Annotated in this window: 25 protein-coding genes; 10 read left to right on the forward strand and 15 right to left on the reverse strand. The window is 63.3% G+C overall.

Annotation, left to right across the window (positions count from 1 at the left end; translation table 11 throughout):
• Positions 1-61 precede the first annotated feature (61 nt).
• The 6 genes from PSV05_RS14725 to PSV05_RS14750 all read left to right on the forward strand — a co-directional run bounded on the left by PSV05_RS14725 (position 62) and on the right by PSV05_RS14750 (position 4,439).
• Positions 62-664: a LemA family protein gene (locus PSV05_RS14725; RefSeq protein ID WP_300066802.1), complete on the forward strand. Its 603-nt coding sequence runs from the start codon at positions 62-64 to the stop codon at positions 662-664.
• Between the two features lie 31 nt (positions 665-695).
• The gene (locus tag PSV05_RS14730; RefSeq protein ID WP_300066805.1) at positions 696-1,574 is read left to right on the forward strand and encodes a TPM domain-containing protein; all 879 of its coding nucleotides are present in this window, start codon (positions 696-698) and stop codon (positions 1,572-1,574) included.
• Positions 1,574-2,077, forward strand: coding sequence for a TPM domain-containing protein (locus PSV05_RS14735; RefSeq protein ID WP_300066808.1), 504 nt, complete (start codon positions 1,574-1,576; stop codon positions 2,075-2,077). The genes PSV05_RS14730 and PSV05_RS14735 overlap by 1 nt, the downstream gene beginning before the upstream one ends.
• A gap of 55 nt (positions 2,078-2,132) precedes the next feature.
• Positions 2,133-3,068 carry a prolipoprotein diacylglyceryl transferase gene (gene lgt, locus PSV05_RS14740; RefSeq protein WP_300066810.1) on the forward strand — a complete coding sequence of 312 codons (936 nt, stop codon included), beginning with the start codon at positions 2,133-2,135 and terminating at the stop codon, positions 3,066-3,068.
• A 74-nt stretch (positions 3,069-3,142) separates the two neighbouring features.
• Positions 3,143-3,937, forward strand: coding sequence for a thymidylate synthase (locus PSV05_RS14745; RefSeq protein WP_300066813.1), 795 nt, complete (start codon positions 3,143-3,145; stop codon positions 3,935-3,937).
• A gap of 10 nt (positions 3,938-3,947) precedes the next feature.
• Positions 3,948-4,439, forward strand: a complete 492-nt coding sequence (locus PSV05_RS14750; RefSeq protein WP_300066816.1) for a dihydrofolate reductase — start codon at positions 3,948-3,950, stop codon at positions 4,437-4,439.
• A gap of 98 nt (positions 4,440-4,537) precedes the next feature.
• Here the strand turns inward: PSV05_RS14750 and PSV05_RS14755 are convergent, their stop codons facing one another.
• The 9 genes from PSV05_RS14755 to PSV05_RS14795 form a co-directional block, all read right to left on the reverse strand.
• Entirely contained in the window at positions 4,538-5,491 is a 954-nt protein-coding gene (locus tag PSV05_RS14755) for a symmetrical bis(5'-nucleosyl)-tetraphosphatase (RefSeq protein WP_300066819.1), read from the reverse strand.
• 15 nt (positions 5,492-5,506) lie between these two features.
• Entirely contained in the window at positions 5,507-5,887 is a 381-nt protein-coding gene (gene apaG, locus PSV05_RS14760; protein ID WP_300066822.1) for a Co2+/Mg2+ efflux protein ApaG, read from the reverse strand.
• A 58-nt stretch (positions 5,888-5,945) separates the two neighbouring features.
• Positions 5,946-6,749 (reverse strand): 16S rRNA (adenine(1518)-N(6)/adenine(1519)-N(6))-dimethyltransferase RsmA, encoded by an 804-nt coding sequence (gene rsmA / locus PSV05_RS14765; protein WP_300066825.1) that lies wholly within the window; start codon positions 6,747-6,749, stop codon positions 5,946-5,948.
• Between the two features lie 24 nt (positions 6,750-6,773).
• The gene (gene pdxA / locus PSV05_RS14770) at positions 6,774-7,748 is read right to left on the reverse strand and encodes a 4-hydroxythreonine-4-phosphate dehydrogenase PdxA (RefSeq protein ID WP_300066828.1); all 975 of its coding nucleotides are present in this window, start codon (positions 7,746-7,748) and stop codon (positions 6,774-6,776) included.
• Between the two features lie 6 nt (positions 7,749-7,754).
• Complete coding sequence (locus tag PSV05_RS14775; protein ID WP_300066831.1) at positions 7,755-9,188, reverse strand: peptidylprolyl isomerase; 1,434 nt, start codon at positions 9,186-9,188, stop codon at positions 7,755-7,757.
• Positions 9,185-11,482 (reverse strand): LPS assembly protein LptD, encoded by a 2,298-nt coding sequence (lptD, locus tag PSV05_RS14780; protein WP_300066834.1) that lies wholly within the window; start codon positions 11,480-11,482, stop codon positions 9,185-9,187. Before lptD ends, PSV05_RS14775 begins: the two co-directional genes overlap by 4 nt.
• Positions 11,483-11,578: 96 nt before the next feature.
• Complete coding sequence (locus tag PSV05_RS14785) at positions 11,579-12,490, reverse strand: histone deacetylase family protein (RefSeq protein ID WP_300066837.1); 912 nt, start codon at positions 12,488-12,490, stop codon at positions 11,579-11,581.
• 13 nt (positions 12,491-12,503) lie between these two features.
• On the reverse strand, positions 12,504-13,061 hold the full coding sequence (locus PSV05_RS14790; protein ID WP_300066840.1) for a cob(I)yrinic acid a,c-diamide adenosyltransferase: 558 nt from the start codon (positions 13,059-13,061) through the stop codon (positions 12,504-12,506).
• 9 nt (positions 13,062-13,070) lie between these two features.
• Positions 13,071-13,655 carry a DUF6580 family putative transport protein gene (locus PSV05_RS14795; RefSeq protein WP_300066842.1) on the reverse strand — a complete coding sequence of 195 codons (585 nt, stop codon included), beginning with the start codon at positions 13,653-13,655 and terminating at the stop codon, positions 13,071-13,073.
• A gap of 44 nt (positions 13,656-13,699) precedes the next feature.
• On the opposite strand from PSV05_RS14795, the gene ubiH reads away from it, so the two are divergent.
• The gene (gene ubiH, locus PSV05_RS14800) at positions 13,700-14,935 is read left to right on the forward strand and encodes a 2-octaprenyl-6-methoxyphenyl hydroxylase (protein WP_300066844.1); all 1,236 of its coding nucleotides are present in this window, start codon (positions 13,700-13,702) and stop codon (positions 14,933-14,935) included.
• Positions 14,932-16,146 (forward strand): FAD-dependent oxidoreductase, encoded by a 1,215-nt coding sequence (locus tag PSV05_RS14805; protein ID WP_300066847.1) that lies wholly within the window; start codon positions 14,932-14,934, stop codon positions 16,144-16,146. Before ubiH ends, PSV05_RS14805 begins: the two co-directional genes overlap by 4 nt.
• Positions 16,147-16,173: 27 nt before the next feature.
• Here PSV05_RS14805 and rlmM read toward each other — a convergent pair whose 3' ends face one another.
• Genes rlmM through PSV05_RS14820 form a run of 3 tightly spaced genes read right to left on the reverse strand, consistent with a single transcriptional unit; the run spans position 16,174 to position 19,569 of the window.
• The gene (rlmM, locus tag PSV05_RS14810; protein WP_300066850.1) at positions 16,174-17,223 is read right to left on the reverse strand and encodes a 23S rRNA (cytidine(2498)-2'-O)-methyltransferase RlmM; all 1,050 of its coding nucleotides are present in this window, start codon (positions 17,221-17,223) and stop codon (positions 16,174-16,176) included.
• A gap of 10 nt (positions 17,224-17,233) precedes the next feature.
• Entirely contained in the window at positions 17,234-17,809 is a 576-nt protein-coding gene (locus PSV05_RS14815) for a nucleoside deaminase (RefSeq protein ID WP_300067048.1), read from the reverse strand.
• Positions 17,809-19,569 (reverse strand): glutamine--tRNA ligase/YqeY domain fusion protein, encoded by a 1,761-nt coding sequence (locus PSV05_RS14820; protein ID WP_300067051.1) that lies wholly within the window; start codon positions 19,567-19,569, stop codon positions 17,809-17,811. Before PSV05_RS14820 ends, PSV05_RS14815 begins: the two co-directional genes overlap by 1 nt.
• Positions 19,570-19,723: 154 nt before the next feature.
• Between PSV05_RS14820 and PSV05_RS14825 the strand changes: the two genes are divergently transcribed.
• The gene (locus tag PSV05_RS14825) at positions 19,724-19,990 is read left to right on the forward strand and encodes a DUF2007 domain-containing protein (RefSeq protein WP_300066853.1); all 267 of its coding nucleotides are present in this window, start codon (positions 19,724-19,726) and stop codon (positions 19,988-19,990) included.
• Entirely contained in the window at positions 19,978-22,161 is a 2,184-nt protein-coding gene (locus tag PSV05_RS14830; protein ID WP_300066854.1) for a GGDEF domain-containing protein, read from the forward strand. Before PSV05_RS14825 ends, PSV05_RS14830 begins: the two co-directional genes overlap by 13 nt.
• A 112-nt stretch (positions 22,162-22,273) precedes the next feature.
• Here the strand turns inward: PSV05_RS14830 and oxyR are convergent, their stop codons facing one another.
• From oxyR to ahpC, 3 genes are all read right to left on the reverse strand, one after another.
• Positions 22,274-23,185: a DNA-binding transcriptional regulator OxyR gene (gene oxyR, locus PSV05_RS14835; protein ID WP_300066857.1), complete on the reverse strand. Its 912-nt coding sequence runs from the start codon at positions 23,183-23,185 to the stop codon at positions 22,274-22,276.
• A gap of 19 nt (positions 23,186-23,204) precedes the next feature.
• On the reverse strand, positions 23,205-24,791 hold the full coding sequence (gene ahpF, locus PSV05_RS14840; protein WP_300066860.1) for an alkyl hydroperoxide reductase subunit F: 1,587 nt from the start codon (positions 24,789-24,791) through the stop codon (positions 23,205-23,207).
• Positions 24,792-24,966: 175 nt separating this feature from the next.
• Positions 24,967-25,530 carry an alkyl hydroperoxide reductase subunit C gene (gene ahpC, locus PSV05_RS14845; RefSeq protein ID WP_300066863.1) on the reverse strand — a complete coding sequence of 188 codons (564 nt, stop codon included), beginning with the start codon at positions 25,528-25,530 and terminating at the stop codon, positions 24,967-24,969.
• Between the last annotated feature and the right edge of the window lie 39 nt (positions 25,531-25,569).

Genomic DNA, 25,569 nt, shown 5'->3' on the forward strand with positions numbered 1-25,569 from the left:
ATGATGCTGCAATGATGCAATCCGGACCCGAGGCCGGCACATAACCTGAGGAGCGAAGACCATGCGTATCGTCCTGCTGCTGTTGCTGACCATGCTGCTATCCGGATGCGGATACAACCGGATCCAGCAAAAGGACGAGGCAGTCAAGGCCGGCTGGTCAGAGGTGCTCAATCAGTACAAGCGGCGTGCCGACCTGATTCCGAATCTGGTGAGTACGGTCAAGGGTTATGCCGCGCACGAAGCTCAGGTGCTCACCGCGGTGACCGAAGCGCGGGCCAAAGTCAGCCAGATCAATGTGAATGCGGATGATGCGGCATCGCTGGCCAGCTACCAGGCAGCGCAAGGCGACTTGTCGCAGGCGCTGGGTCGTTTGCTGATGGTGACCGAGAACTATCCGGACCTGAAAGCGGATGCATCGTTCCTCAATCTCCAGACCCAGCTGGAAGGCACCGAGAACCGCGTCACGGTGGCGCGCGGCCGTTACATCACGCTGGTGCAGGACTACAACACGTATATCCGGTCGTTCCCGCAAAATCTCGTCGCGAAGATATTTGGCTACAAGTCCAAGCCCAACTTCACCGTTGAAAACGAGGCGCAAATCCAGAACGCCCCGAACGTCGATTTCAGCGCGCCTGCTGCATCCCCGCCAGCACCAGCCAGTTGATCGAACGGTGGCAATGAGAGGGTAGGTCGCCATGTCGCGAATAGTGCTGGTCCTGCTATTGCTGTTCCTGCCATGTTTGGCGGGTGCGCAGCAGGCGATGATCCCGGTATTCAACTCGCCGGTGGTAGACACCACCGGAACTCTGGATGCTGCTTCGAAACAACAGCTTGAGCAGCAGGCGCTGGACCTGCAGCAACGCAAGGGCAGCCAACTGCAGGTGTTGATGGTGCCAACCACAGCGCCGGAGACCATCGAGCAATACGCGGTGCGTGCGTTCGAGCAATTCAAGCTTGGTCGCAAGGGCACGGACGACGGTGTGTTGCTGGTGGTCGCCAAGGATGATCGCAAGGTTCGGATCGAGGTCGGCTATGGACTGGAAGGCGCGATCCCCGACATCACCGCGGGCCGTGTGATCCAGGAATACCTGGTACCGAAGTTTCGCCAGGGCGACTACGCGGGCGCGATCGAGGACGCCACTGCGCAACTGGTCAGGTTGATCGATGGCGAGCCATTGCCCGAGCCTGTCGCCGACAACCCGACCGGGCCCGACCGCGGTGGTAATTGGTTGTTCGCGCTGTTTGCGGCCTTGATCGTCGGGCAGATTACGCGCGGATTCTTCAGCAGGATGCCGGGCGGCGTGCGTGCGTTGTTCGGAGCCGGGGCCAGCGGTGGCATCGCGTGGTTGCTGTCGTCGGCGATGCTGGTCGGTGGGATCGGCGCGGTGATCGGTTTCATCATCAGCGTCAGTGCGGGTGGCGGTGGACGTTTTGCACGCCACAGTAATTGGGGCGGTTTTGGCGGCGGCGGTTTCGGTGGCGGCGGATTCGGCGGCAGTGGCGGCGGCGCGGGTGGTGGCTGGTCTGGTGGCGGCGGTATGTCCGGGGGCGGCGGCGCCTCGGGGAGCTGGTGATGGCCGCCACGCTGACCCGGCTGCTGCGACACTTATGCCAGACCGACGCGCGCACTCGTTTTCCCGCTGCGGACATGGACCGGATTGCCGCCGCGATAGGGGAAGGTGAGCGCCGGCATCGTGGTGAAATCTGCTTCGCGGTGGAATCCACGCTGCCGTGGTGGGAGGTGTTGCGCGGAATTCAGGCGCGAGCCAAGGCGGAGCACGCCTTCGGTCGCCTGCGTGTGTGGGATACCGCAGCCAACAATGGTGTGCTGGTTTACCTGTTGCTGGCCGATCACCACATCGAGATCGTGGCTGATCGCGGCCTGTCCGGTCTGGTCAGCGATGCGCAATGGCAGGGCGTCTGCCAGTTGCTGGAAGAGCGACTGCGCAATGGCGACCACGCCGATGCCGTGATCGCGGCGATCAGCGGGGTCAGCGATTTGCTCGCCCAGCATTACCCGCCACTTGCCGGTACCGTCGATGAGGATGAACTACCGGATCGCCCGGTGTTCCTGTAGACGGGTCAAGACCCGCCCTACAATAGCCGCCTGATCATAAGGAACACCGGTACGCATGCCCATCCTGCACCAGATCAATCCGATCGCCCTTGACCTGGGCACCTGGACCCTGCCGATCCTTGGCAGCGTGCATCCGCAAGTCCATTGGTACGGACTGATGTACCTGCTGGGCTTCGGCGTGGCGTGGTGGCTGGGGCGACGGCGGGTGCGCATGGGGCGGTTGCCGGGCGTGGACGAAAATGGTTTTGGCGACCTGATGTTCTACGCCATGCTCGGCGTGGTGCTGGGCGGCCGCTTCGGCTACATACTTTTCTACAACTTCGGCGATTTCCTCAAGGATCCGCTGATGCTGTTCAAGGTCTGGGAAGGCGGCATGAGCTTCCATGGCGGCCTGCTCGGGGTAATGGCGGCGATCGGCTGGTGGGCGCGCAGGCATCGCCTGCATTATTTCGACGTGGTCGATTTCATTGCGCCGCTGGTGCCGGCCGGGCTGGGATTTGGCCGTATCGGCAACTACATCGGTGGCGAGTTGTGGGGCAAGCCGACGCAAGGCACCGCATTCGAAAGCTGGGGCGTGGTGTTCCCGCGCTCGCTGCCAGAGCCGTTCGCGTCGATGAATGCTGCGACCCTGCGCGCGCAGTTCGATGCCGGCATCCTCGACAGCTTCGCCCGCCACCCGTCGCAGCTTTACCAGGCCACGCTGGAAGGCTTGGTCCTGTTCTGCGTGCTGGTCTGGTATTCACGTAAACCGCGTCCACGCTATGCCGTTTCAGGCCTGTTCGCGCTGCTGTACGGCGTATTCCGTTTCGCGGTGGAATTCGTGCGCGAACCTGACCAGCAACTTGGCTACCTGGCCTTCGGCTGGTTGACCATGGGCCAGGTGCTGAGCGCGCCGCTGATCCTGCTGGGCCTGTTCTGGCTATGGAAGTCGCATAGCTCGCCAACCCTGCAACCCGTGCCAATCCCCGTGGATGAGGATGCGGCGCGATGAAGCCACTTGCCGGAGGCAAGAAATGAAGCCCCTTGCCGGAGGCAAGAAATGAAGCCCCTTGCCGGAGGCAAGAAATGAAGCAATACCTCGACCTGCTAAGGCATGTGCTGGAACACGGCACCGAAAAGGCCGACCGCACCGGCACCGGTACCCGCAGCGTGTTCGGCTGGCAGATGCGCTTCGACCTGGCCCAGGGCTTCCCGCTTGTCACCACCAAGAAACTGCACCTGCGCTCGATCATCCATGAGCTGCTGTGGTTCCTGCAGGGTGAAACCAATATCGCCTACCTGACCGCCAACAAGGTCGGCATCTGGGATGAGTGGGCCGATGAGCAGGGCGAGCTTGGCCCGGTCTACGGCAAGCAGTGGCGCAGCTGGGAAGACGCGGATGGGCGCCAGATCGACCAGATCCGTTGGGTCGTCGACGAGATCAAGCGCAACCCGGATTCGCGCCGGCTGATCGTGTCGGCATGGAACGTGGCCGACCTGCCACGCATGGCATTGATGCCCTGCCACACACTGTTCCAGTTCTATGTGGCCGACGGAAAGCTGAGTTGCCAGCTGTACCAGCGTAGCGGCGACATTTTCCTGGGCGTGCCATTCAACATCGCCAGCTACGCATTGCTCACCCAGATGGTGGCGCAGGTGTGCGGGCTGGGTGTTGGCGATTTCGTGCACACGCTGGGCGATGCGCACCTGTATTCGAACCATTTCGAACAGGCTCGCGAACAGCTTTCACGCGCGCCGCGCGCGTTGCCGACACTGAAGCTCAACCCGGATGTCGATGACATCTTCGGTTTCAGCTTCGACGACATCGCGATCGAAGGTTACGATCCGCTACCTGCGATCAAGGCACCCGTTGCGGTGTGAGTGTCGTGCAATGAAGATTTCGCTGATCGCGGCCATGGACCGCAACTTCGCCATCGGCAAGGGTAATGCGCTGCCTTGGCACCTGCCCGACGACCTGAAGCGGTTCAAGGCGTTGACTGTAGGAAAACCAATCCTGATGGGGCGCAAGACCGCGCTATCGCTGGGTCGTGCTTTGCCGGGGCGGCAAAACCTGGTGCTGACCCGCAGTGGCCAGGTGCCGTTCGACGGCATGCGGGCGGTGGCTTCGCTTGAAGAGGCACGCTGCATTGTGGATGAGACTGGTACCGATGCGTTGTGCGTAATCGGCGGTGGTGAGATTTACGCACTGACGCTGCTCATCGCCACGCACCTGCACCTGACCATGGTCAATACCGAGGTCAGTGGCGCGGATGCGTTCTTCCCGTGCTTCGATATTGGCCAGTGGCGCGAAACTTCCCGCGAACCGCACGCAGCCGATACGCGGCATGCGTTTGCGTTCGAGTTCGTCGATTACGAAAAGTAGCCGACACAAAAAGGGGTCAGAGAACATTTCCGCTTGAGAATGCTGAGTCAGCGACTGCATGGAGGAAATGTTCTCTGACCCCTTTTTACCAGCAAAATTTACTCTGACCCCATCTCGGGGACAGGTAATTTCTCCGGCGATTTTTCGCGCTGTTTTTCGCGCCCGTCGCGGCGGCGCTGGTCATGCTGCGGTCGATGCGGCTTTGGCGGGCGCTGGCGCGGTGTGGGTGCGGCCACGTCGCGGCCGGGCACCTGCACGACATGCAGGGTTTCGGCGTCCAGTTGCAGCGCGGTGAGTTTGCCGCTCCAGACCGCGCCGGTATCGATCGCGTGCACGCCCTGGCCGACGAACAGGCCCAGTGCACTCCAGTGCCCGCAGACTACTTTCAGGTCGCGCTGGGCACGGCCCGGTACCGAGAACCACGGATACAGGCCAGGTGGCTGGCTGCCTGGTTCGCCCTTTTGGTCGAAGGCGATGCGCCCGCGCGGGCTGCAATAGCGCATGCGGGTGAAAATGTTGATGATCGCGCGGTCGCGCTCGGGACCGCTCAGGCGTGGCGACCAGTCCGGGCCATCGCCATACATGTTGCGAAACAGCTTGCGGTAATTTTCGCCCTGCAGGCGGGCTTCAATTTCGCGTGCGTGGCGTTCGGCCAGTTGCGTCGTCCATTTCGGCGCCAGCCCGGCATGCACCATCATCCAGCCAAGCTCGCGGTCAACATGCGCGAGTTTCTGCTTGCGCAGCCAGGCCAGTAGTTCCGGGGCATCCTCGGCGAACAGCACGCCCTGCAGGTCGGCGTTGACCTTGCGCTGGTCCTCGGGCGAGCGCTCGCCGATCGCCAGCAGCGACAGATCGTGGTTGCCCAGCACCACGTGGCTCACCTCGCGTAGCGAATGCACCAGCCGCAAGGTTTCGATCGACTGCCCGCCGCGATTGACCAGGTCGCCGCAGAACCACAGCCGGTCGACCGCGGGGTCGAAGCGGATGCGCTCCAGCAGGCGCTGGGTCACGTCGTAGCAACCCTGCAGGTCGCCGATTGCCCACGTACTCACCGTAGTCTCCTGCGCTCAGTGCAACGTGCGCGGGATGGCCAGCGTGAACAGCGGAATCGGCGCAGCAAAGCGAGTGCCGTCGTCGGCCAGGATGTCGTAGCTGCCGCGCATGGTGCCAATGTCGGTTTCCAGCACCGCGCCCGATGTGTACTCGAAGCCTTCGCCAGGTCGCAGCCAGGGTTGCTCGCCGACCACGCCTTCGCCGACCACTTCCTGCACCTTGCCGTTGCCGTCGGTGATCAGCCAGTGGCGGCCAAGCAGGCGCGCGGGCACCTTGCCGCCATTGCGGATATGGATGGTGTAAGCGAATACGAAGCGGCCTTCCTCCGGCGCGGACTGGTCGTCCAGGAAGCAGGTAGCGACGTCGATGTCGAAAAGATAGTCGGTGGTACTCATGCGCCTAGTGTAGCCGCGACGCGTGAATCACCGCACACGCGGCGATCACTTGCACCGATCACCGGTGGGCGAGGAGGTTGGCCAGCTGCACGAAGCCACCGACTTCGATCTGTTCCGCGCGTGCATCCGGGCGCAAGCCGGCGGCTTCGATCTGACCGCTATCAGCCACGCTATTGAGCGCATTGCGCAGGGTCTTGCGGCGTTGGCCGAAGGCGGCGCGCACCACATTGGCGAACACCTGCCGGTCCACGACCTTGATCTGGTCTGTGGATTTCGGTACCAGCCGCACGACTGCCGAATCCACCTTCGGCGCCGGCCGGAATGCACCCGGAGGCACGGTGAACAGCGGCGTCACCGCGCAATAGGCCTGCAGCATCACGCTCAGCCGGCCGTAGACCTTGTTGCCCGGCCCCGATGCCATGCGCTCGACCACTTCCTTTTGCAGCATGAAGTGCATGTCGCGGACGGCAGGCGCATGGTCCAGTGCGTGGAACAGGATCGGCGAGCTGAGGTTGTAGGGCAGGTTGCCGACCAGGCGAATCTGGCCGTTCGCATCGCCACGCATGGCGGCAAGCGCGGTGAAATCCACGCCCAGTACGTCGCCTTCGATCAAGTGCAGCTGGCCATGTTCACGTGCGGCAGCCTGCAGTGGTGCATGCAGGTCACGGTCGAACTCGATCGCGGTCAGTTCACCATGCTTTCGCAGCAGCGGAAAGGTCAGCGCGCCTTGGCCGGGGCCGATTTCGACGATGACATCGCCCAGCCGTGGATCCACCGCCAGCACGATCTTGTCGATCACGCTGTGCTCGTGCAGGAAATTCTGTCCGAGATGCTTCTTGGCGGGTTCGGTGAAGGCACTCATGAAAGAAGGCTCATACAGGCTGGCTTATGCCGTCACCCGACGACGCGCCAGTTGCGTGCAGGTGTCGATCGCGGCAAACAGGCTGGACGGATCAGCAGTGCCGGTACCGGCCAGTTCCAGCGCGGTGCCATGGTCGACCGCGACTCGCGGATAGGGCAGGCCCAGGCTGATGTTCACCGCATTGGCGAAGTCGCTGTATTTCAGCACTGGCAAACCTTGATCATGGTACATCGCCAGAACCGCGTCGAACCCGCGCAGCTTCTCCGGCAGGAAGGCGGTGTCGGCCGGCAGTGGGCCGATCAGGCGCATGCCGGTCGCGCGAAGCGCATCCAGAGTGGGCTCGATGATGCGCAATTCCTCGTCGCCAAGGTGGCCGGCTTCGCCAGCATGCGGGTTCAGCCCAAGCACGGCGATGGTGGGCTCGGCGATGCCGAAGTCGTTGCGTAGGGCGGCATGCACGATTCGCAGGGTGTCGCGGAGTGCGTCGGGCGAGATCGCGTCGGCAACCGCGCGCAATGGGATGTGCGTAGTCAATAATGCAACGCGGACGATGCGGTTGGCCAGCATCATCACCACCTTGCAGCCGGCTTGTTCGGCCAGCAGGCCGGTGGTGCCGGTGTAGGTAATCCCGCCGGCATTGATCGCGGCCTTGTGCACCGGGCCAGTAACCAGCCCGTCCATTCGGCCATCGATGCAGGCCTGGCTAGCCAGAATGAGGGCATCGATTACCGACGTGGCGTTGGCTGCCTCGGGTGTGCCGAATGCCGCGACAACCGGATGCGCGATCTCCACGATTTCCAGGCTGCGCTGCGATACAGGGATTTCGCCAGCGCGATGCAGTTCAAGCGGCAGATGCAAGGCTTTCGCGGCGCGGCGAAGGATCGCCGCATCGCCATGGATCACAAGTTCTGCCTCCCAGTCCTGCTGGGCGGCGCGTACCACAAGCTCTGGGCCAATGCCTGCCGGTTCCCCGGGAACCAAGGCTAGCCGTGGGCGCATGCTGGTTCAATTGCCGAAGATCGAATTGTCGCGCTCATTTTCCGGCACCGTCATCTTCTTCTTTTTCTTCGGCGCCGGGGTGTCGTCCAGCTTCGGTGCGGTGGATCGACCATTCGCGTCCCGCACGTCGACATATGCTTCGCCGCGCGTTTCGCGCAGGAAGCGGTTCCATTCATCTTCCAGCTTGCGGCCGCCGATGGTCTCGCGGATCTTTGCACGCACATTGTCGTTACCAGCTGCGATCTGGCGGCTGCCGGTGCGCTGCAGGATCACCCAGCCGGCGTCCGTCTTGAATGGAGCGGAGATCGCTTTGTCGTCCAGTGCGGCGACCTGCATGGCATAGGCATTGCCGTAGGTATCGCCGGTCAGCCAGCCCAAGTCGCCACCACGGCGCCTGGTTGTGGTGTCGTCGGAAGATTCTGACGCCAGCGTTGCGAAGTCGGCGCCACCAGCCAGGCGTGCGGCCAGGGTCTCGACCTTGGACTTGGCCGCGGCATCGTCGGTCTTGTCGTCGATCTTGATCAGGATCTGCCTGGCCTGGAACTGCGTGACCTGCTCGCCGGCAGCGGCGGACTGGGTGCGCGTATCGACCAATTGCAGCAGCTGGAAGCCGCTGGGTCCGCGAATCGGGCCAATGATCTGGCCAGGTTGCATCTGCTGGATAGCAGTGGCGAATGCCGGCGGGATCTCGTTCTGGCCACGCCAGCCGAGGTCGCCGCCTTCCAGTGCATTCGGGCTATCCGAATAGCGCACGGCGGCAGCGGAGAACGTCATCTCGCCCTTGTCAACCAGAGCCTTCACGCCCTCGATCTTCTTCTGCGCGATGGCCAATTGCTCGGGCGTCGCGCCATCGGGCGCATTGACAAGGATGTGCGCCAGATGGAATTGCTGGCTGCCTGTGGCTGCGGCGGTTGCAAGCGCGGCATCGACTTCAGCTTCGCTGACGTTGATCCGGCCCTGGGCAAAGCTCTGGCGAAGCTTCTGGGTGATGATTTCGTCGCGAAGGTTGCTGCGGAACTCAGTGAACGACATGCCCTCCCGGGCGAGGCGTTCGCGCAACTGGTCGACGTTCATACTATTTTGCTGGGATACGCCCTGAACAGCGCGATCGATCTCCTCGTCGCTGGCGGTGATGCCGGAATCCTTGGCTCGCGAGAGCTGCAGGCGCATCAGGATCAGGCGCTCAAGCACTTGCCGTTCCAGCACGTCGGCCGGGGGCAACTGGTTGGCCTTGTCGGCGTATTGGACACGGATGTTGGCCAGCGCGCGATCGAGTTCGCTACGCAGGATCACGTCTGCATTGACGACCGCGGCTATGCGGTCTACCGGCGCGATGACGGGGGCGTTCTGCGCCAGCGCCACGGGGGCGGCCGGCAACAGAGCTGCAAGCAGGATGGCCAGGGCGGTACGGCGGAAGATAGGTGAAATCGATTCGGTCATGGTCTGGCGTTGGTATCCGGCGGGGTGGGCTGGCCTGTGGCGGTCTGCGGCGGCACCAGGTACAGATCATCGCGATTGTAGCCGAGGATGGCCCGGCGCAAGGCGCGCTTGGTGTCCTGGCCGGCGGAACCAAGTCCCTTGAGTTCAATCTCGAACATGATTGCGTTGCTCAGATCGCCAGCGCGATTGTGCACGTAGCGGCGGGCCACAAGCCGAACGGCGACACAACAGCTGTCCCACTGGAAGCCAGCGAGGGTTTCCAGTGCCTTGTTGTCATGCAGTGAGTAGTAATAGCGGCCGACAATGCTCCAGGCCGGGCTGATCGGATACAGGAACGACAAATCGGTCTGTTCAAGCAGCGAGCGCCGGTAGCGGTAACCGAGATTGAACACGCCATCATCCGGCAGCAGGTAACGGGCGCGCACGCTGGCCAGATCGGTGTGATTGAATTTCGGGTCCCATTGATAGGAGGCACCGAAGGTCCAGCGGTCGGTCGGTGCGTAGTTGGCGTCCGCGACCCAGGCCGAGTTGCCCTTTTCGGTGATGGGTTCGCCCGGGATCAGCACGCGCGACTCGTCGAAATAGCGGATCTGGCCGAGGCTGGCGGAGAAACGCTCGCGGCCATCGGACTGGCGGATCATCCGCGTACTCATGGCCAGGGTGAGCTGGTTGGCATCGGCCTGGCGGTCGGCACCGGAATAGCGGTTGTCGCGGAACAGCTGGCCCCAGCTGAAGGTCAGTGGCTGGGTATCGAACAGCGGCATGTCGCTCTGGTTGGTGTAGGGAACCTTCAGGTAGAACAGGCGCGGTTCGATGGTCTGCAGGTAGTCCTTGCCCTTGACCGTGGTGTCGCGGTCGAAATAGGCGCCGGCGTCCAGGCTGAAGATAGGCTGGTTGCGTGAAGGCGAGCTGTTGCCGCCCAGCGATGTGGCCAAGCCATGGTCAAGCTGGTAGGAGGTATGCCGAAATGCGGCAGTCGGACGCAGGAACCAGCTGTCACCCTCCAATGGCAGGCTGATCCAGGGCTTCAGGTCCAAGCGCGAACCTGCGTCGAAACTCGGGTGCTGGAAGCGCACGGCTTCGGCCTCCACGCCGGCCACGAAGCCACTGCCGATCTTGCGCTCCCAATGCACATAGCCGCGCGGCATGCGGTTGTAGGGCAGCACCGACTCGGTCAGGGTAAAGTCGGCCAGCTGCCAGTGGTCGGCGCTGAAGCCCGCGTCCCAATCCTTTCCGCGTCCATAGATGCCGACCGAACTGAATGCGGTGTATTGCGACAGGCCATCGATGCTGTTGCTGAAATCTTCGAAATAGCGGGTATCGCTGATCCAGTTGATATTGGCGCGTGCTTGCCAATACTGGTTGACGTTCTGGAACGCGGCGTAGTGGAACAGACCGCGATCTCGATGACGCAGGTCGTCATTCGGCATCCAGGTGCCTTCAACCGTGCCGGCGCCACCCTCGACCAGGTAACGGAACTGCGCCCCCAGTTGCACGCCACGCGAGCTCATCAGGCGCGGGTTGATGGTGGCGTCATAGTTCGGCGCAAGGTTCAGGTAGATCGGTTGCCGGATGTCGAAGCCGTTGCGGCTGGAATTGGAGATCGACGGGAACAGCAGGCCGGTGCGGCGGCGCTCGTCGGTCGGAAACTTGAACCATGGCAGGTAGATCACCGGTACCTTGCCGACCATCAGGGTGGCGCCATGGGCGACCGCCATGCCGGTTTCGGTGTTCACATCGATCTCGCGTGCGCGAAGTTCCCACTGGCGTTTCTCGGGTGGGCAAGTGGAATAAGTGGCGCCATGCAGGGCGCCGAGATCGCCGTTGAGCATGATGCTGTCGGCACCGCCATTGCCGCGTTGCGACAGCAACTGATACTCGATGTCGTGCAGGGTGTGGATGTCCTTGGCCTGGTCGCCTTCGGCGCGTTTAGCCACCAGGCGCAGGCCACTGCCCTGGTAGCGGATATTGCCTTCGGCGGTGTACTGCTCTTTCGATTTGTCGTATTTGAGCTTCTCGGCACCCATGAACTGGTCGCCGCGGCGCAGGGTCACGTTGCCGTTGAACACCGGGTTCGCTTCGGTGCCCGAGAGCGCATCGCCCTCGATATCGGTGGCTTCATTGGCATTGTCGATCTTGATGCCGTCCGGCAGCGTCTGCGCATCTGCAAACGGCTTGACCACGTCCTGTACCGGGCATAAGCCCCAGTTCTGCGGCTTGTCGTCAGCGGCGTAGGCCTGCAGGGAAAAGGCGATGCACAACGGCAACGGCAGCAGACGCAGGGATGGGCGCACGATATTTCCAGAAGACACAATCCGGCGGCTAGCTTGCCGGAACGCCGACGGGTGGGCAAACGCTTGACACGATTGTGCCTTGCCCGGGCGGGCGAGTCAGGCCAGCAGCGCCTCGACATGGGCCACGCTGGATTCGGCCAACGCGGTCAAGTCATAGCCACCTTCAAGGGTGGACACGACCCGCCCGCCGCAATGGCGCTGGGCCAGTGCGACCAGTTCGGCGGTGATCCATGCGAAATCCGCGGCATCGAGCTGTAATTGCGCCAGTGGATCCAGCCGGTGCGCATCGAACCCCGCCGAAATCATCAGCAATTGCGGCTTGAACGCATTCACCGCAGGCAACAGGCGTTGCAACCATGCCGTGCGGAATTGGGCGCTGCCGGCACCCGGTGGCAACGTTGCATTGACGATGTTGCCTTCACCTGTCTCTTCGGGACTGCCGGTGCCGGGATACAGAGGGCTTTGGTGCGAGCCTGCGAACAGCACGCGCCGGTCGTGTTCGAAGATGGCTTGGGTGCCATTGCCGTGATGGACATCGAAATCGACGATGGCCACGCGCTCCAGCCCATGCGCGGTGAGCGCGTGCAGGGCACCGACCGCGATGTTGTTGAACAGGCAGAAGCCCATCGCCACGTCGGCGGTGGCGTGATGTCCGGGTGGCCGCACCGCGCAGAACGCGCGCGTGGTCTGTCTACCGAGCACGGCGTCCACGGCGGCGACCACGGCGCCGGCAGCGCGCAGGGCGGCTTCAGCGGACGCTGGGGACAGCACCGTGTCGGGATCAAGGAGCATGCGCTCGCCAGGCCGGGTTTCCAGCACTTGTTCGAGCAAGCCCGGCGTATGCGCGCGCAGCAACTGGCCACGGCTGGCACGTGGTGCTTCATGCCAATCCAGTTGCGGGAACGCCGTGTGCAGCGCATTGGTCACCGCCAACAGGCGCTCGGGGCGCTCGGCATGGGCGGACCCGGTATCGTGGGCCAGGCAGGCCGGATGCGAATAAATGCGCATCAGCTACAGCTGCTCAGGCTTTACGACGGACGTGGTCCCACACTACTTCGCCATAGCCGTTGCTGCGTGCCAGCACCCGCGCCAGCACGAATAGCAGGTCGGACAACCGGTTCAGGTAGTGCATCGCTTGCGGACGAACGGATTCCTGCCGCGACAGGCTCACCGTCTCGCGTTCGGCACGACGCACCACGGTGCGAGCCAGGTGACAACGTGCCGCCGCCTCGCCACCGCCGGGCAGGATGAATTCTTTCAGCGCGGGCAGGTCGTCGTTGTAGTGATCCAGGTGCGTTTCCAGCGCCTCTATGTCGGCATCGAAAATCGCCGCATGGCCGGGGATGCACAGTTCCCCGCCGAGATCGAACAGCTGGTGCTGGACGTGCAATAGCAGATCGCGGATATCGTCCAGCATCTCATCGCTGGCGAGCATCAGGCCGATACAGGAATTGGCTTCGTCCACGGTGCCGTAGGCATTGACCCGCAGCGAGTCCTTGGCGACACGCGAACCATCGCCAAGGCCCGTCGTACCGTCATCGCCGGTGCGGGTGTAGATCTTTGACAGGCGGTTGCCCATCGCCGCGGCCTACGCGGTCTGCGCGCGCAGCGTCGGAATGCGGCTGCGTAGCAGTTCGAAGCCGCCGAACAGCAGCGCGGCGTAGAACAGCGTGCCCAGCACCGTCCACTGGAAGAACGGAACCCCTGCCAGGTAGGCGGCGGTAAGGCCAGCAATGGTCTTCGGGTAAGCCGGATCGGACATCCAGGCGCCGAAGTTGGTGACCACGAAGAACAGCAGCGAGCCCGCCAGCGAGTACGAGAGCACACGGCTTGCGCCGACCTTGCCGCGCAGGCCGAAGCCAAGCAGGGTGGACAGTGCGATGCAGGCATAGACCAGCAGGTAGCCAGCGCTGGTGAAGTACTCGATATACATGCCGCCGCGTAGCAGGCCCAGCACCATGTCGGACAGGAACATCGCGACCAGCGGCACCAACAGCGCCCAATGGCGCTTGGCGAAATAGGCACCACCGAACAGCGCCACCGCTTCTATCGGCGAGAAATTTGGCGGATGCGGCAGCACCCGGCTCAACGCGGCGATGAAAATCAACACTGCCAGGGTCAGTGGGCCGGAAGCGGGCAGCGTCGTACTTGCTGAAAGCAGGGGGCGATTCATATGCGTGTTCGATCAGGCGACAGCGGAGCCGTTAGCATAGCGCAATGCCCATCAGCGACTCCCTCCCTCCACGCCGCCACGATGTCCTGATTGTCGGGGGCGGATTGGTTGGTGCCAGCTTGGCGATCGCACTGGATGGGCTGGGTTTGGATGTCGGCATGCTCGAGGCCAGCCCGGCCGGCGCGCTGCCGGCGGTGTTCGACGAGCGCAACCTCAGTTTCGCCGAGGCCACCGTCAACGCGTTGACGGCATTGGGCGTCATGCCGCTGCTGCGCAATCCGACTGGCCGCATCCAGCGCATCCATGTCAGCCGCGTCGGGGATTTCGGGCGTATCAAGCTGGATGCGAGCGAGCATCGGCGCGAGGAATTCGGTCGAGTGGTGGTGGCGCGTGATTTCGGCGAGGCACTCGAAACCCGCTTGCTTCAACTCACGTCACTGACCCGCTATCGCCCGGCGCGCTTCATTGCAGTGGAGCCGATGCGTGACGGGTGCCGCGCAATCCATATCGCAGGCGATGACGGCGAACAAACCTTGCACGCGCGCCTGTTGGTCGCTGCCGATGGCGCCCGCAGCACGGTGCGTGCCGCACTTGGCATTGACGCTGACGAGCACGACTACGGCCAGACCCTGTTCGTCACCCGCCTGCGCAGCCAGCGCCCGCCCGATGGCACTGCCTACGAACGGTTGACCGCGAACGGTCCGACCGCGCTGTTGCCGCGCGGCGATGGCTATTACGGGCTGGTGCATGGCGTGGCACGCGCCGAGGCACATGCAGTAGCAGCGCTGGACGAAGCCAGTTTCCTGGCACGTGTGCAATCGATCTTCGGCTGGCGCGCCGGACGATTCCTCAGCTGCGGTCAGCGCAGCGCGTATCCGATCATCGGCTGCGTGGCGCAGCAACTCACCACGCCGCGTGCGGTGCTGGTCGGCAATGCGGCGCAGTCGCTGCATCCGGTCGGCGCACAGGGTTTCAACCTCGGTTTGCGCGACGCATTGACGCTGGCCGAATGCATCGCAGCGCATATCGATGATCCGGGCGCGGATGCGCTGTTGTTGCAGTACGCGCAACGGCGCCAGCAGGACCGCGAACGGACGCTGGCATTTTCCGATGGGCTAGCCCGTTTGAGCGCGAACGATGCGTCGCTGCTGCGTCCGCTGCGTAGCGCCGGAATGGTGATGGGCGATTCGCAGGCTTGGCTGCAAGGCTGGCTGGTCGGCGGCGCGATGGGCTATCGCGGCGATGTGCCCAGCTTGTGCCGACGGGCAGCCAGCGCATGACGAATGGTTCGAGTCGACGCGGTGCGCTGGATGCCGTCGTCGCCGGTGGTGGCGTGGTCGGTGCGGCCACGGCCTTGATGCTGGCCCGCGAAGGTCTGTCGGTCGCGCTGGTGGAACCACGGCATCCGAATGCTTGGACGCCGGAGACACGTGACCTGCGTGTCTATGCATTCGCCCCGGACAACGTGCGCCTGCTGGAAGATCTCGGCGTCTGGGCGGCGGTGCGCGACGCGCGCGTGCAGCCGTATCGGCGCATGCGGGTCTGGGACGCAGCGGGTGGCGATGCGCTGGTGTTCGACGCGGATACGCTCGGCCAGCCGCAATTGGGCTGGATCGTGGAGAACGCGTTATTGGTGGATCGCCTGTGGGCGGCATTACCGGCAGCAGGCGTGCGCCTGCATTGCCCGGCGCGGATCGAAGGATTGCAGCAGGACGATGCCGGCGTGCACCTGCAGCTGGACGATGGGGTGCAGTTACATGCCCGGTTCGCGGTGGCTGCCGATGGTGCGCAGTCGGCGTTGCGCGACCTTGCCGGGATCGGCTGCACGCGGCATGACTACGCACAGAAAGGCGTCGTCGCTTTCATTGCGCCCGAGCAATCGCACCAGGACACATGTTGGCAGCGCTTCCTGGCAACTGGGCCGCTGGCCGTGCTGCCGTTCAATGGTGATGGCGATGCCGCACTGCAAGGCCAGATCAGTTCGATCGTGTGGACCTTGCCGGAGGCCGAAGCTGTGCGTTTGCTTGCGGCGGATGCCAATACATTTGAAACGGAGTTGATGGCCGCGTTCGGCGGCGAACTTGGCGCGATGCGGCTGCTGTCGCCGCGCGCCGGATTCCGGTTGCAGCGCCAATTGGCCGAGACCTATGTCAGGGATCGGGTGATTCTGATGGGCGATGCCGCGCATGCCGTGCATCCGCTTGCAGGGCAGGGCGTGAACCTGGGCCTGCGCGATGTCGCCGCATTGCGCGAGATGTTGCGCAACGCTGCGCAACGCCAGGCAAATCCTGCCTCGCCGGCGCGGCTTGCGCGCTGGGCGCGTACCCGTCGCAGCGAATCCGTGATTGCCGCGCATGCGTTCGATGCAATCAATCGTGCCTACAGCAACGATGCCCTATGGCCGACGCTGCTGCGTGGCCATGCACTTGGCATTGCAGGCAAGCTGCCACCGCTGTCGCGCACACTCTGGCGGCATGCTGCCGGGATTTGAATTATCCGTCCTGAAGGGTCGGCTGGATCAGATGCGCTTGCTGGTGGCGAACACGGTGATTTCTTCGCGGTCGTGATACAGCTGCTTGGCGCGGATGGTGAGCGGCTTTTCCGCCTGCTGCGCGAACAACTCCAGGCACAGCTGCGTTTCCTGCCAGCGTTTCTTCATCGGCAGTTTCAGGTTGAAGACCGCGTGTCGGCACCAGCCCTCGCGGAACCAGGTTGCCATGCGTTCGGCGACGCGGCGTGGTTGCTCAACCATGTCGCAGACCATCCAGTCCAGCGGCTGTGACGGCTGCCAGGTGAAGCCGTCCGCGCGGAGGTGTTCGATGCGGCCGCTGTCCAGAAGCTGGCCCTGCATCGGACCGTTGTCGATCGCCTGAACGCGCAGGCCCTTGCGCATCAGCACCCAGGTCCAGCCGCCGGGCGCAGCGCCCAGGTCGGCTGCACGCATGCCATCGTGCGACATCGTGGTGCGCTCGCGTTCGTCCAGCAGCACCAGTAGTGCTTCTTCCAGCTTCAACGCCGAACGCGACGGCGCATCGGCTTGTGCACGTAAACGTGGAATACCGAGCGGCCATGGCGAGCTGTCTTCCGGTTCGCTACTCGCAAGCATGGCGTGGTCGCCATCCAGCAGGCAGACATGCAATCGCTGCAGCCGCGGATTGTCTTCCTTGGTCAGCACGCCGGCCTTGCGCAGCGCCGGGCGCAATGCATTGCCCAGGCTGCGCGCCAGGCCGGACATGGGTTTACCCGCATCGGAATCCGGATGCTCCATGACCAGTTCGCCGAAGCGAATGTCTTCCGGAAGCGCGGCCAGCATCGGCGTGATGCGATCGCGCGGGTCGAGTCCCTGAAGGTCGGCGAACAGGCGCAGCTTCTGCCGCGCGAAGATCAGCGTCGACCATGGCAATGCACGTGACAACCTATCGGCGTCGTCGCACACGAACAGCACATGGCCGGTATTGCGTTCGGTGCGTGCGTAACCAGCAAAGCCGGCCAGCGCCGCGCGTTCGGTCAACTCGCCGGCGAGTTCCGGCTCAAAGCCGGCGCGGCAATAGCAAAGCAAGCCGTTCAAGGCGGGAGCGTCAATAGCGCTGTCCATCCTGTTCGCCGTATGTGCGCAATACCGCGCAGGCGGCATCGCGTTCGATATCGCGCACGACTTCAATCCCGCGCGTGTTCAATTCACCCACCCAATCCTGCGGTAGCGGGCCTTCATCGAATTCGGTCAACGCCATCACGTCCTCGGCGCGCGCACCAATAAGCAGGCGGTCGATGCCGGCCCAGACGGTCGCGCCGTAGCACTGGCAGCATGGCTGCGAAGAGGTCGCCAAGGTGACCGGTCCAATCACGTTGTCGTTCTCATCACGGTTCAGGCGCAGGCGCTGCGTGCGGCCTTGGGCAAGCATGTAAGCCATCATTTCCGCATGTGCGACCGAGCAGGCATGCGGCACTACGCGGTTGACGCCGACCGCGATGATGCGCTGGTCTGGTCCGAACACCACCGCACCAAACGGGCCGCCGGTTTGCGCCTCTATATTGTGCGCGGACAACGCAATCGCCAGCCCGACCTTGTCGGCATCGCTGGCGTACGCGCGCCCGCTGTCCACGAAGTCGTGAACCCATGCCGGCAGGGTGAGGTGGACTTGCGCATACAGCATCAGGCTTTGCTCGCCCACGTGTCGCGCAGGGTCACGCTGCGGTTGAAGACAGGTGCTTCCGGCGTGTGGTCGTAACGGTCGGCGACGAAATACCCGACACGCTCGAACTGGAGCGATTGCTCCGGTGTCGCTGTGGCTGCGGACGGTTCCACGTAGCCGGTGACCACTTTGCGCGAATCCGGGTTGAGATAGTCGACGTAGGTCTTGCCATCGTCATCGTTGTCGGGATCAGCGACGGTGAACAGGCGGTCATACAAACGGATTTCGGTGGCGATGGCGTGCGCCGCACTGACCCAATGGATCGTGCCCTTGATCTTGCGGTTGGCGCCCTCCATGCCCGGACGCGATGCGGGATCCAGCGTGCAATGCACTTCGATGACGGTGCCATCGGCATCCTTCACCACGGCATCGCAATGGATGATGCCGGCGCCACGCAGGCGCACGTCGCCATCCAGCTTCAGACGCTTGAAACCCGGAGGTGGGATCTCCGCGAAATCCTCGCGCTCGATCCATAGTTCGCGCGCAAACGGGACCTCGCGCATGCCGAAGCTTTCGTCCTTCGGGTGGTTGGAGAAGTGCAGGGTTTCGGTGTGCTCGTCGGCAAGATTGGTCAGTATCAGCTTGAGCGGCTCGATCACCCCCATTCGCCGCGGCGCGGCACTGTCCAGGTCATCACGCAGCGCGCCTTCCAGGATCGAGATATCCAGCAGCGAGTTCTGCTTGCTGATGCCGACCCGGTCCACCATCAGGCGCAATGCACTTGGTGTGTAGCCGCGGCGGCGAATGCCCTGCAGGGTCGGCATGCGCGGATCGTCCCAGCCATCGACCAGCTTGTCGTTGACCATCGCCAGCAGCTTGCGCTTGCTCATCACCAGGAAGTTGAAGTTGAGCCGCGAGAATTCGATCTGTCGCGGTTTGGCGGCTTCGAACGGCAGGCCCTTGTCGGTCAGCGATTTGACCAGTTCGGGTGAATTGGCGAGGTCGACGCGATCCACGCACCAGTCGTATAGCGGGCGATGGTCCTCGAACTCCAGCGTGCACAGCGAATGGGTGATGCCCTCGACTGCATCGCTGAGCGAATGCGCATAGTCGTACATCGGGTAGATCGGCCAGGCGTTGCCGGTGTTCTGGTGCTCGACGTGCTTGATCCTGTAGATCGCCGGGTCGCGCAGGTTGATGTTGCCGCTGGTCATGTCGATCTTCGCGCGCAGGGTGCGCGTGCCATCGGCGAATTCGCCTGCACGCATTCGCCGGAACAGGTCCAGGTTCTCCTCGATGCCGCGGTCGCTGAACGGCGAGTTGCGACCCGGTTCGGTCAGGCTGCCGCGATATTCGCGGACTTCATCGGCGCTGAGATCGCAGACGAAGGCGTCGCCCTGCCGGATGAGTTTCTCCGCGGACAGGTAGAACACCTCGAAATAATCCGAGGCATGGCGCAGGTCGTGCCAGTCGAATCCGAGCCAGCGCACGTCGTCCTGGATTGCGCGCACGTACTCGGGGTCTTCCTTGGCCGGGTTGGTGTCGTCCAGGCGAAGGTTGCAGTCGCCACCGAACTCGGCAGCAATCCCGAAGTCCAGGCAGATCGCCTTGGCATGGCCGATGTGCAGGTAGCCATTGGGTTCCGGCGGGAAGCGCGTGCGAATCGCTACATGCCGGCCGCTGGCAAGGTCGTCGCGGACGATCTGGCGGATGAAGTCTTTTTTCTCCGATGCCAAGGCATCGGAAGCCTGCTTCTCGGATGCCTTGAGGTCGGCAGGGATGCGGGGAGTGCCATCAACGGCGGGATTTGGACTGGATACGGACACGTGGGCAGCGCTTTTTGGGCAGGATGCAGTGTAGCGGAGGCCCTACGGGTCATGTTTTTGTAATGGTTGGCACGGTTCCTGCTTGATCTAACTGCCGGGGGAGAATTCCATGCGAATCGTGTACGACGCTGCCAATCTGATCGATGCCCACCTGGTGCGCCATGCCCTGGAGCAGGCGGGCATACCGGCGTTTGTCCGCGGTGAGGCGCTGGTTGGCGGCATTGGTGAGCTTCCACCGATCGGACTGGTTTCCGTCGCGGTGCCGGACAGTGCCTGGGAACAGGCGCGGGATGTCATCGACGAGCTTGGTTTCGGGTCGAAGGCCGCCGGGCAGGATGATGCGATCGAAGGACAGGGCGGGGAATGTCCGGCCTGAAGCGGCTCGCCATGTTGCTGCTACTGCTGTCGCTTTCGACAGTGACGTGGGCATGGGCCCTGCCGGAGGCACAGGACGATGCTCCGCCGCCGGCACTCAAACTCTCGCTGGCGCTGGGTGAGCACAACTCCAGTGCCGACGTCGATGGCCGGCTGGTGTTCGCTGGCGGAACCTGGCAGCAACAAACGGCGGACCTGCAGTTCGAACTGCCGTTGGCGGCCGACCAGCGCTGGGTGCTGTTGATGGCGCGCGATCCCTTCAACGTGGTGCGCGTGACCGGCCAGGATGGCAGCATCCAAACCCGAGATTTCTTCAGGCCAGCCGCGGACGCGGGCCTCCTTCCCGTGGGCTATGCCTTTACGCTTCCACGCGATTCGATGGGGCAGCAACGGTTGCGCCTGGAGTTGCAGGGCGCGGTACGCAGCGCGCCGACACCGCGCATCCTCAGCGAACAGGAAGTCCTGCGCGAGGCAAGCCGCGAGTTTGCACTGGCTTGCGCGATCTATGCCTCATTGGTGACCTTGTTGATCGCGTCGCTGGCGCTGTATCCAGCAGTGCGCGATCCGATTTTCCTGCTGTATTCCGCCTATCTCGCCACGGCACTGTTGTTCGTGGCGACGGTGAGCGGGCATCTGTATGCCTTGCCCGGCGCAAGTGTGCTTGGCGCAATGGGTGCGCGCGGATTCTGGCTGGTGATCCTGACGTTCAATGTCGTGGCACTGTTGACCCTGACCCGTTTCGCCGAAACGCGCGCATCTAACTTGCCCTGGATACGACGGCTGGATTGGGTGGTGAGGGCGATGGCGGTCCTGGTCCTGGTGCCGCTGCTGCCACTGCAGGTGGTAGCCGATTCGCTGCAATCCCTCACCAAGTTAGGGTGGTTGCTGGCGATGCCGGCAGGCATCCTGGCGACGATTGATGGCGCACGTCGGGGCGTGCAGATGGCTGTGGCCGCGAGCGTGGCGCTGCTGTTGCTATTGGCGGCTGCAGCGGCCCATGAAGCCATGCAGCACGGCTGGCTTGGGGACGATATCCTAAGCCGGCATGGCTATCAGCTGGTGTTGGTGCTGGTCTCGGTGATTATGTTTGTCGGACTCAGCAGCCGGATCGGACAAGTACGTGAACGTTTGGCTGACGAGACCAGCGCACGCTTGCAGAGCGACACCCGCCTGCGCCAGGAACGGACTCAGGCCGGGTTTGCACAATCCTTGCAGGATCACCTCCGCGGCGTGGCTGAGGATGAAGTTGCAACGGTCGCATTCCGTCTGTTGGGCGAACATGCCCGTGAAGTGACGGGTGCAAGCGCGGCCGTCGTGGTGGGCGCGGGTTACCTTGGTCATGACCTTCTGCTGGTACAGCCCAAAGGACAGCCCGCGGGCTTTGCACAGTACTTGCTGGTGGCGCGCGGTCTGCTACGTACCCGTGCGCTCGACCGTGAGCCGATCAATGTGCGACTGGGCGGCACGCGACCAGATGACACCGCAGGAAAACCGCTGATCGCGATCATTCCGCTGCCGTTGGTCTCCCCGGCCTGGGCGGCGTTGGTGCTGCCGGCGCCCGATGAGGCCGGTTTCGAGCCGGCCATGCTCTCCGCGTTGGCTGATGTGTCCCGACAGGCGGTGGAAAAGGCAGACGAAGCCTACGCCGCGATCCAACTTCGGCGCACTGCCGAACACGATTCGCTAACCGGTACCCAGAACCGGCGATCACTGGATCAGGCCCTGGCCCGCGAGTTCAAGGCAAATGCGTCGCGCGATGCCGGGTTGGCAGTACTGTTCATCGACATCGATTGGTTCAAGGGGGTCAACGACAGGTTGGGGCACGCCTGTGGCGATCTGTGCATCCGCAGCATTGCCACGTGCCTGCGCGGCGAGCTGAGGCCGACCGATGCGATGGGCCGCTACGGTGGCGATGAATTCCTGGTGTTGTTGCCGGGCCGCGATGCCGCTGCTGCACGCATCATCGCCGAGAGCCTGCGCAATGCTGTTGAGGACAGCCAGATCTATTGGCAGGGCGAGGCATTGCCATTGACTGTCAGTATCGGCCTGGCCGTACGGCGCGAGACCGACCGCGAGCCAGCGACCCTGCTGGAGCGGGCGGACAGGGCCCTGTATGCCGCCAAGCATGAAGGCCGCAATCGCGTGTGCGTGGCGCCAGCCGTTCTCAGCTGAGCTGGCGCAGGTCGCCCACGGACGCTGGCCGATCCGTCAGTGGCCGCCACGATCATCTGTCAGTCGCCTGTCAGTCGCGGGCCAGCCATGAATGGCGGTCTGGCGCCCTGATTCATCGGCTATTTTCCGGAAGTTGCGCGCGTGCCAGCGTCCCGAGTGTTTCGCCGAGAGAATGCAGGAAACCGTCCAGCGCCGAACTCCTCCGCCAGACCAGTGCGATCTGACGACTTGGCACCGGTTCCTTGAACTTGACCAAGCGGATATTCGCTGGCTGCACCACCGGCGCATGCACTGACAAGGCCGGCAACAAGGTCACGCCGACGCCGGCGGCGACCATCTGCCGCAGGGTTTCCAGGCTGGTTGCGCGGAAGCCGTTCTTTTCGTTGGCGCCTGAGAGCCTGCACACATCCAGTGCCTGGTCGCGCAGGCAATGGCCGTCTTCCAGCAGCAACAAGGTTTCGTCGGCTAGCTGGTCCATCGTTATCGACGTCTTTGACGCCAATGGATGCTGGGCGGGCGCGGCCAAAAGGAAGGGTTCGTCGAACAGCAGTTCGGCATGCAACTGGTCATCGTGCACCGGCAATGCCAGCAGCGCTGCATCGAGCTTGCCTTCGCGTAGTCGGGCCAGCAGCACATCGCTTTTTTCCTCGACCAGCAGCAGCTCGAGCTTGGGGAAGCGCACCTGCAACTGAGGCAGCACATGCGGCAACAGATACGGGCCGAGGGTCGGGAATACGCCCAGCCGCAGCGTGCCGGATTCCGGATCCTGACTGCGCCGCGCGGATTCCTTCATCTGCTCGACGTCGGCCACGATCCGGCGCGCACGCGCCACCACGTCCTGGCCGGCAGCGGTCACCATCACCTTGCGCGGCGCGCGTTCCACCAGGGTCACACCGAGTTCTTCTTCCAGCTTGCGGATCTGGGTGGATAGCGTGGGCTGGCTGACGAAGCAGGCATCGGCCGCCTTGCCGAAATGACGCAGGTCGGCCAATGCCACCAGATAGCGCAGATCGCGCAGGTTCATCGCGAGTTCTCAACAAGTGTCACGCAGCTGCGGCCAGGGCCACGTCAGCAGGCGCCGAGGTCCGGATCAGGTGGTCGAACGCCGATAGTGCAGCGGTCGAGCCGGCGCCCATCGCGATGGCAATCTGCTTGAACGGCACCGTGGTCGCATCGCCTGCAGCGAACACGCCGGGCAGGTTGGTGTGGCCGCGATCATCGATCTCGATCTCGCCACGGTTGGACAGCGCGACCGTGCCCTTCAGCCATTCGGTATTCGGCAGCAGACCGATCTGCACGAAGCAGCCTTCGACATCGACCGACTTCGCCTCGCCGGTGCTGCGATCGGTGAAGGCCAGGCTGGCCAGCTTGCCGTCCTTGCCGAGCATTTCGGTGGTCTGCGCGTTCACGTGGATCACGGTGTTCGGCATGCTTCGCAGCTTGCGTTGCAGCACATCATCGGCGCGCAACTTGCTGTCGAATTCGAGCACGGTGACATGCTCGACAACGCCGGCCAGGTCGATTGCGGCCTCGATACCTGAGTTGCCACCGCCGATCACCGCCACGCGTTTACCCTTGAACAGCGGGCCATCGCAGTGCGGGCAATAGGTCACGCCCTTGTTGCGAAGTTCGGCCTCACCGGGCACGCCGGTCTGGCGCCAGCGCGCGCCGGGACTGAGGATCACCGTCTTCGCAAGCAGCGTTGCGCCGCTTGCGAGTTTGATGCCGGTCATTCCGCTGGCCAAGGATGCCGGGATCAGCGCCTCGGCGCGTTGGTTGCTGATGATCTGCACACCGTAGCTGCGCACATGCGCTTCCATCGAGGCAACGAGCTTCGGGCCTTCGGTGTATTCCACCGACGGGAAATTCTCGATCGACATGGTGTCCAGCACCTGGCCGCCAAAGCGCTCGGCAACAATCCCGGTACGGATGCCTTTGCGTGCGGCGTAGATTGCGGCTGCAGCGCCGGCCGGGCCGCCGCCGACAATCAGCACGTCGAACGGTGCGGTGTCCTTGAGCGTTTCGGCGGCACGTGCGGCGCTGCCGGTGTCGAGCTTCCCGAGGATTTGTTCGATGCTCAGGCGGCCGCCGTCGAACTCGACGCCATTGAGATAGACCGTCGGCACCGACAGGATTTCCTTGGCCTCGACTTCAGCCTGGAACAATGCGCCATCGATCGCCACGTGGCGGATACGCGGGTTCAGCACGCTCATCGCGTTCAGTGCCTGCACCGTGTCCGGGCAACTCTGGCAATGCAGTGACATGAAGGTTTCGAATGCATACCTACCGTCGAGTGCACGCACCTGATCGGCCAACGCATCGTCGATCTTCACTGGATGACCGCCAACTTGCAGCAATGCCAGCACCAGCGAGGTGAATTCGTGGCCGAGAGGAATACCGGCGAAGCCGACCGCGATGTCGCTGTCGACGCGGCGGATCTGGAACGACGGCTTGCGTGCATCGTCGCCAACCACGCGGCTTATCTTCGGCGACAGCGCGGCAATGTCCGCCAGCAGGCCATCAAGCTCGCGTGCGGCGTCGCTATCGTCCAGCGAAGCAACCAGCTCGATTGGCAGCTGGAGCTTCTCCATGTAGGCGGCAAGCTGGGTCTTGAGGTCTGTGTCGAGCATGGCGGATTCCTTGGATTTACGGACATCACGTGCAAGCGTTGCGGGCATCGATGCGCGGGGAATGCGTGGGATGCATGTGTCGAGGTGACTGGGCGGAACCGGCAGGGCGACGGTCATCCTGCAAGTTTCGCCCAGACCCCTCCATTGCGGAGGAGACGGGGTTCGTGGCGCGAAATTAAATCTTGCCGACCAGGTCCAGCGACGGCTTGATGGTCTTCTCGCCTTCTTTCCACTTCGCCGGGCAGACTTCGCCGGTGTGGCTGGCAACGTACTGGGCGGCCTTTAGCTTGCGCACGGTCTCGGTGACATCGCGGGCAATCGCGTTGTCATGCACTTCCATGGTCTTGATCACGCCTTCCGGATTGATGATGAAGGTGCCACGCAGGGCCAGGCCTTCTTCTTCGATGTGCACGTCAAACGCGCGGGTCAGCTGGTGGGTCGGGTCGCCGATCAGGGCGAACTTGGCCTTGCCGACGGCCGGCGAGGTCTCGTGCCAGACCTTGTGCGAGAAATGGGTGTCAGTGGTGATGATGAAGACCTGCGCGCCGGCCTTCTGGAACTCCGCGTAATGGTCGGCAGCGTCCTCGATCTCGGTCGGGCAGTTGAAGGTGAAGGCAGCCGGCATGAAGATCAGCACCGACCATTTGCCCTGCAGATCCTGGTCGGTGACTTCGATGAACTTGCCGTTCTGGAACGCGTTGGCCTTGAACGGCTGCACTTTGGTATTGATCAGGGACATTGGGTCTTCCTCTAGGGTGGGTGATTGGATGAGGTGACA

The sequence above is a fragment of the Thermomonas sp. genome (assembly GCF_029945965.1).
In the GTDB taxonomy this organism is placed as follows: Bacteria; Pseudomonadota; Gammaproteobacteria; order Xanthomonadales; family Xanthomonadaceae; genus Thermomonas.

Excerpts from the sequence above, each read along its gene's own strand:
- PSV05_RS14815 (WP_300067048.1), bottom strand. The coding sequence starts at position 17,809 with ATGCTGTATGCGCAAGTCCACCTCACCCTGCCGGCATGGGTTCACGAC.
- ahpC (WP_300066863.1), bottom strand. The coding sequence starts at position 25,530 with ATGTCCCTGATCAATACCAAAGTGCAGCCGTTCAAGGCCAACGCGTTC.
- PSV05_RS14785 (WP_300066837.1), bottom strand. The coding sequence starts at position 12,490 with ATGCGCATTTATTCGCATCCGGCCTGCCTGGCCCACGATACCGGGTCC.
- PSV05_RS14790 (WP_300066840.1), bottom strand. The coding sequence starts at position 13,061 with ATGGGCAACCGCCTGTCAAAGATCTACACCCGCACCGGCGATGACGGT.
- PSV05_RS14805 (WP_300066847.1), top strand. The coding sequence starts at position 14,932 with ATGACGAATGGTTCGAGTCGACGCGGTGCGCTGGATGCCGTCGTCGCC.
- PSV05_RS14830 (WP_300066854.1), top strand. The coding sequence starts at position 19,978 with ATGTCCGGCCTGAAGCGGCTCGCCATGTTGCTGCTACTGCTGTCGCTT.
- apaG (WP_300066822.1), bottom strand. The coding sequence starts at position 5,887 with ATGAGTACCACCGACTATCTTTTCGACATCGACGTCGCTACCTGCTTC.
- pdxA (WP_300066828.1), bottom strand. The coding sequence starts at position 7,748 with ATGCGCCCACGGCTAGCCTTGGTTCCCGGGGAACCGGCAGGCATTGGC.
- PSV05_RS14750 (WP_300066816.1), top strand. The coding sequence starts at position 3,948 with ATGAAGATTTCGCTGATCGCGGCCATGGACCGCAACTTCGCCATCGGC.
- PSV05_RS14730 (WP_300066805.1), top strand. The coding sequence starts at position 696 with ATGTCGCGAATAGTGCTGGTCCTGCTATTGCTGTTCCTGCCATGTTTG.
- ubiH (WP_300066844.1), top strand. The coding sequence starts at position 13,700 with ATGCCCATCAGCGACTCCCTCCCTCCACGCCGCCACGATGTCCTGATT.
- PSV05_RS14825 (WP_300066853.1), top strand. The coding sequence starts at position 19,724 with ATGCGAATCGTGTACGACGCTGCCAATCTGATCGATGCCCACCTGGTG.
- PSV05_RS14745 (WP_300066813.1), top strand. The coding sequence starts at position 3,143 with ATGAAGCAATACCTCGACCTGCTAAGGCATGTGCTGGAACACGGCACC.
- ahpF (WP_300066860.1), bottom strand. The coding sequence starts at position 24,791 with ATGCTCGACACAGACCTCAAGACCCAGCTTGCCGCCTACATGGAGAAG.
- rsmA (WP_300066825.1), bottom strand. The coding sequence starts at position 6,749 with ATGAGTGCCTTCACCGAACCCGCCAAGAAGCATCTCGGACAGAATTTC.
- PSV05_RS14725 (WP_300066802.1), top strand. The coding sequence starts at position 62 with ATGCGTATCGTCCTGCTGCTGTTGCTGACCATGCTGCTATCCGGATGC.
- PSV05_RS14795 (WP_300066842.1), bottom strand. The coding sequence starts at position 13,655 with ATGAATCGCCCCCTGCTTTCAGCAAGTACGACGCTGCCCGCTTCCGGC.
- PSV05_RS14735 (WP_300066808.1), top strand. The coding sequence starts at position 1,574 with ATGGCCGCCACGCTGACCCGGCTGCTGCGACACTTATGCCAGACCGAC.
- lgt (WP_300066810.1), top strand. The coding sequence starts at position 2,133 with ATGCCCATCCTGCACCAGATCAATCCGATCGCCCTTGACCTGGGCACC.
- oxyR (WP_300066857.1), bottom strand. The coding sequence starts at position 23,185 with ATGAACCTGCGCGATCTGCGCTATCTGGTGGCATTGGCCGACCTGCGT.
- PSV05_RS14775 (WP_300066831.1), bottom strand. The coding sequence starts at position 9,188 with ATGACCGAATCGATTTCACCTATCTTCCGCCGTACCGCCCTGGCCATC.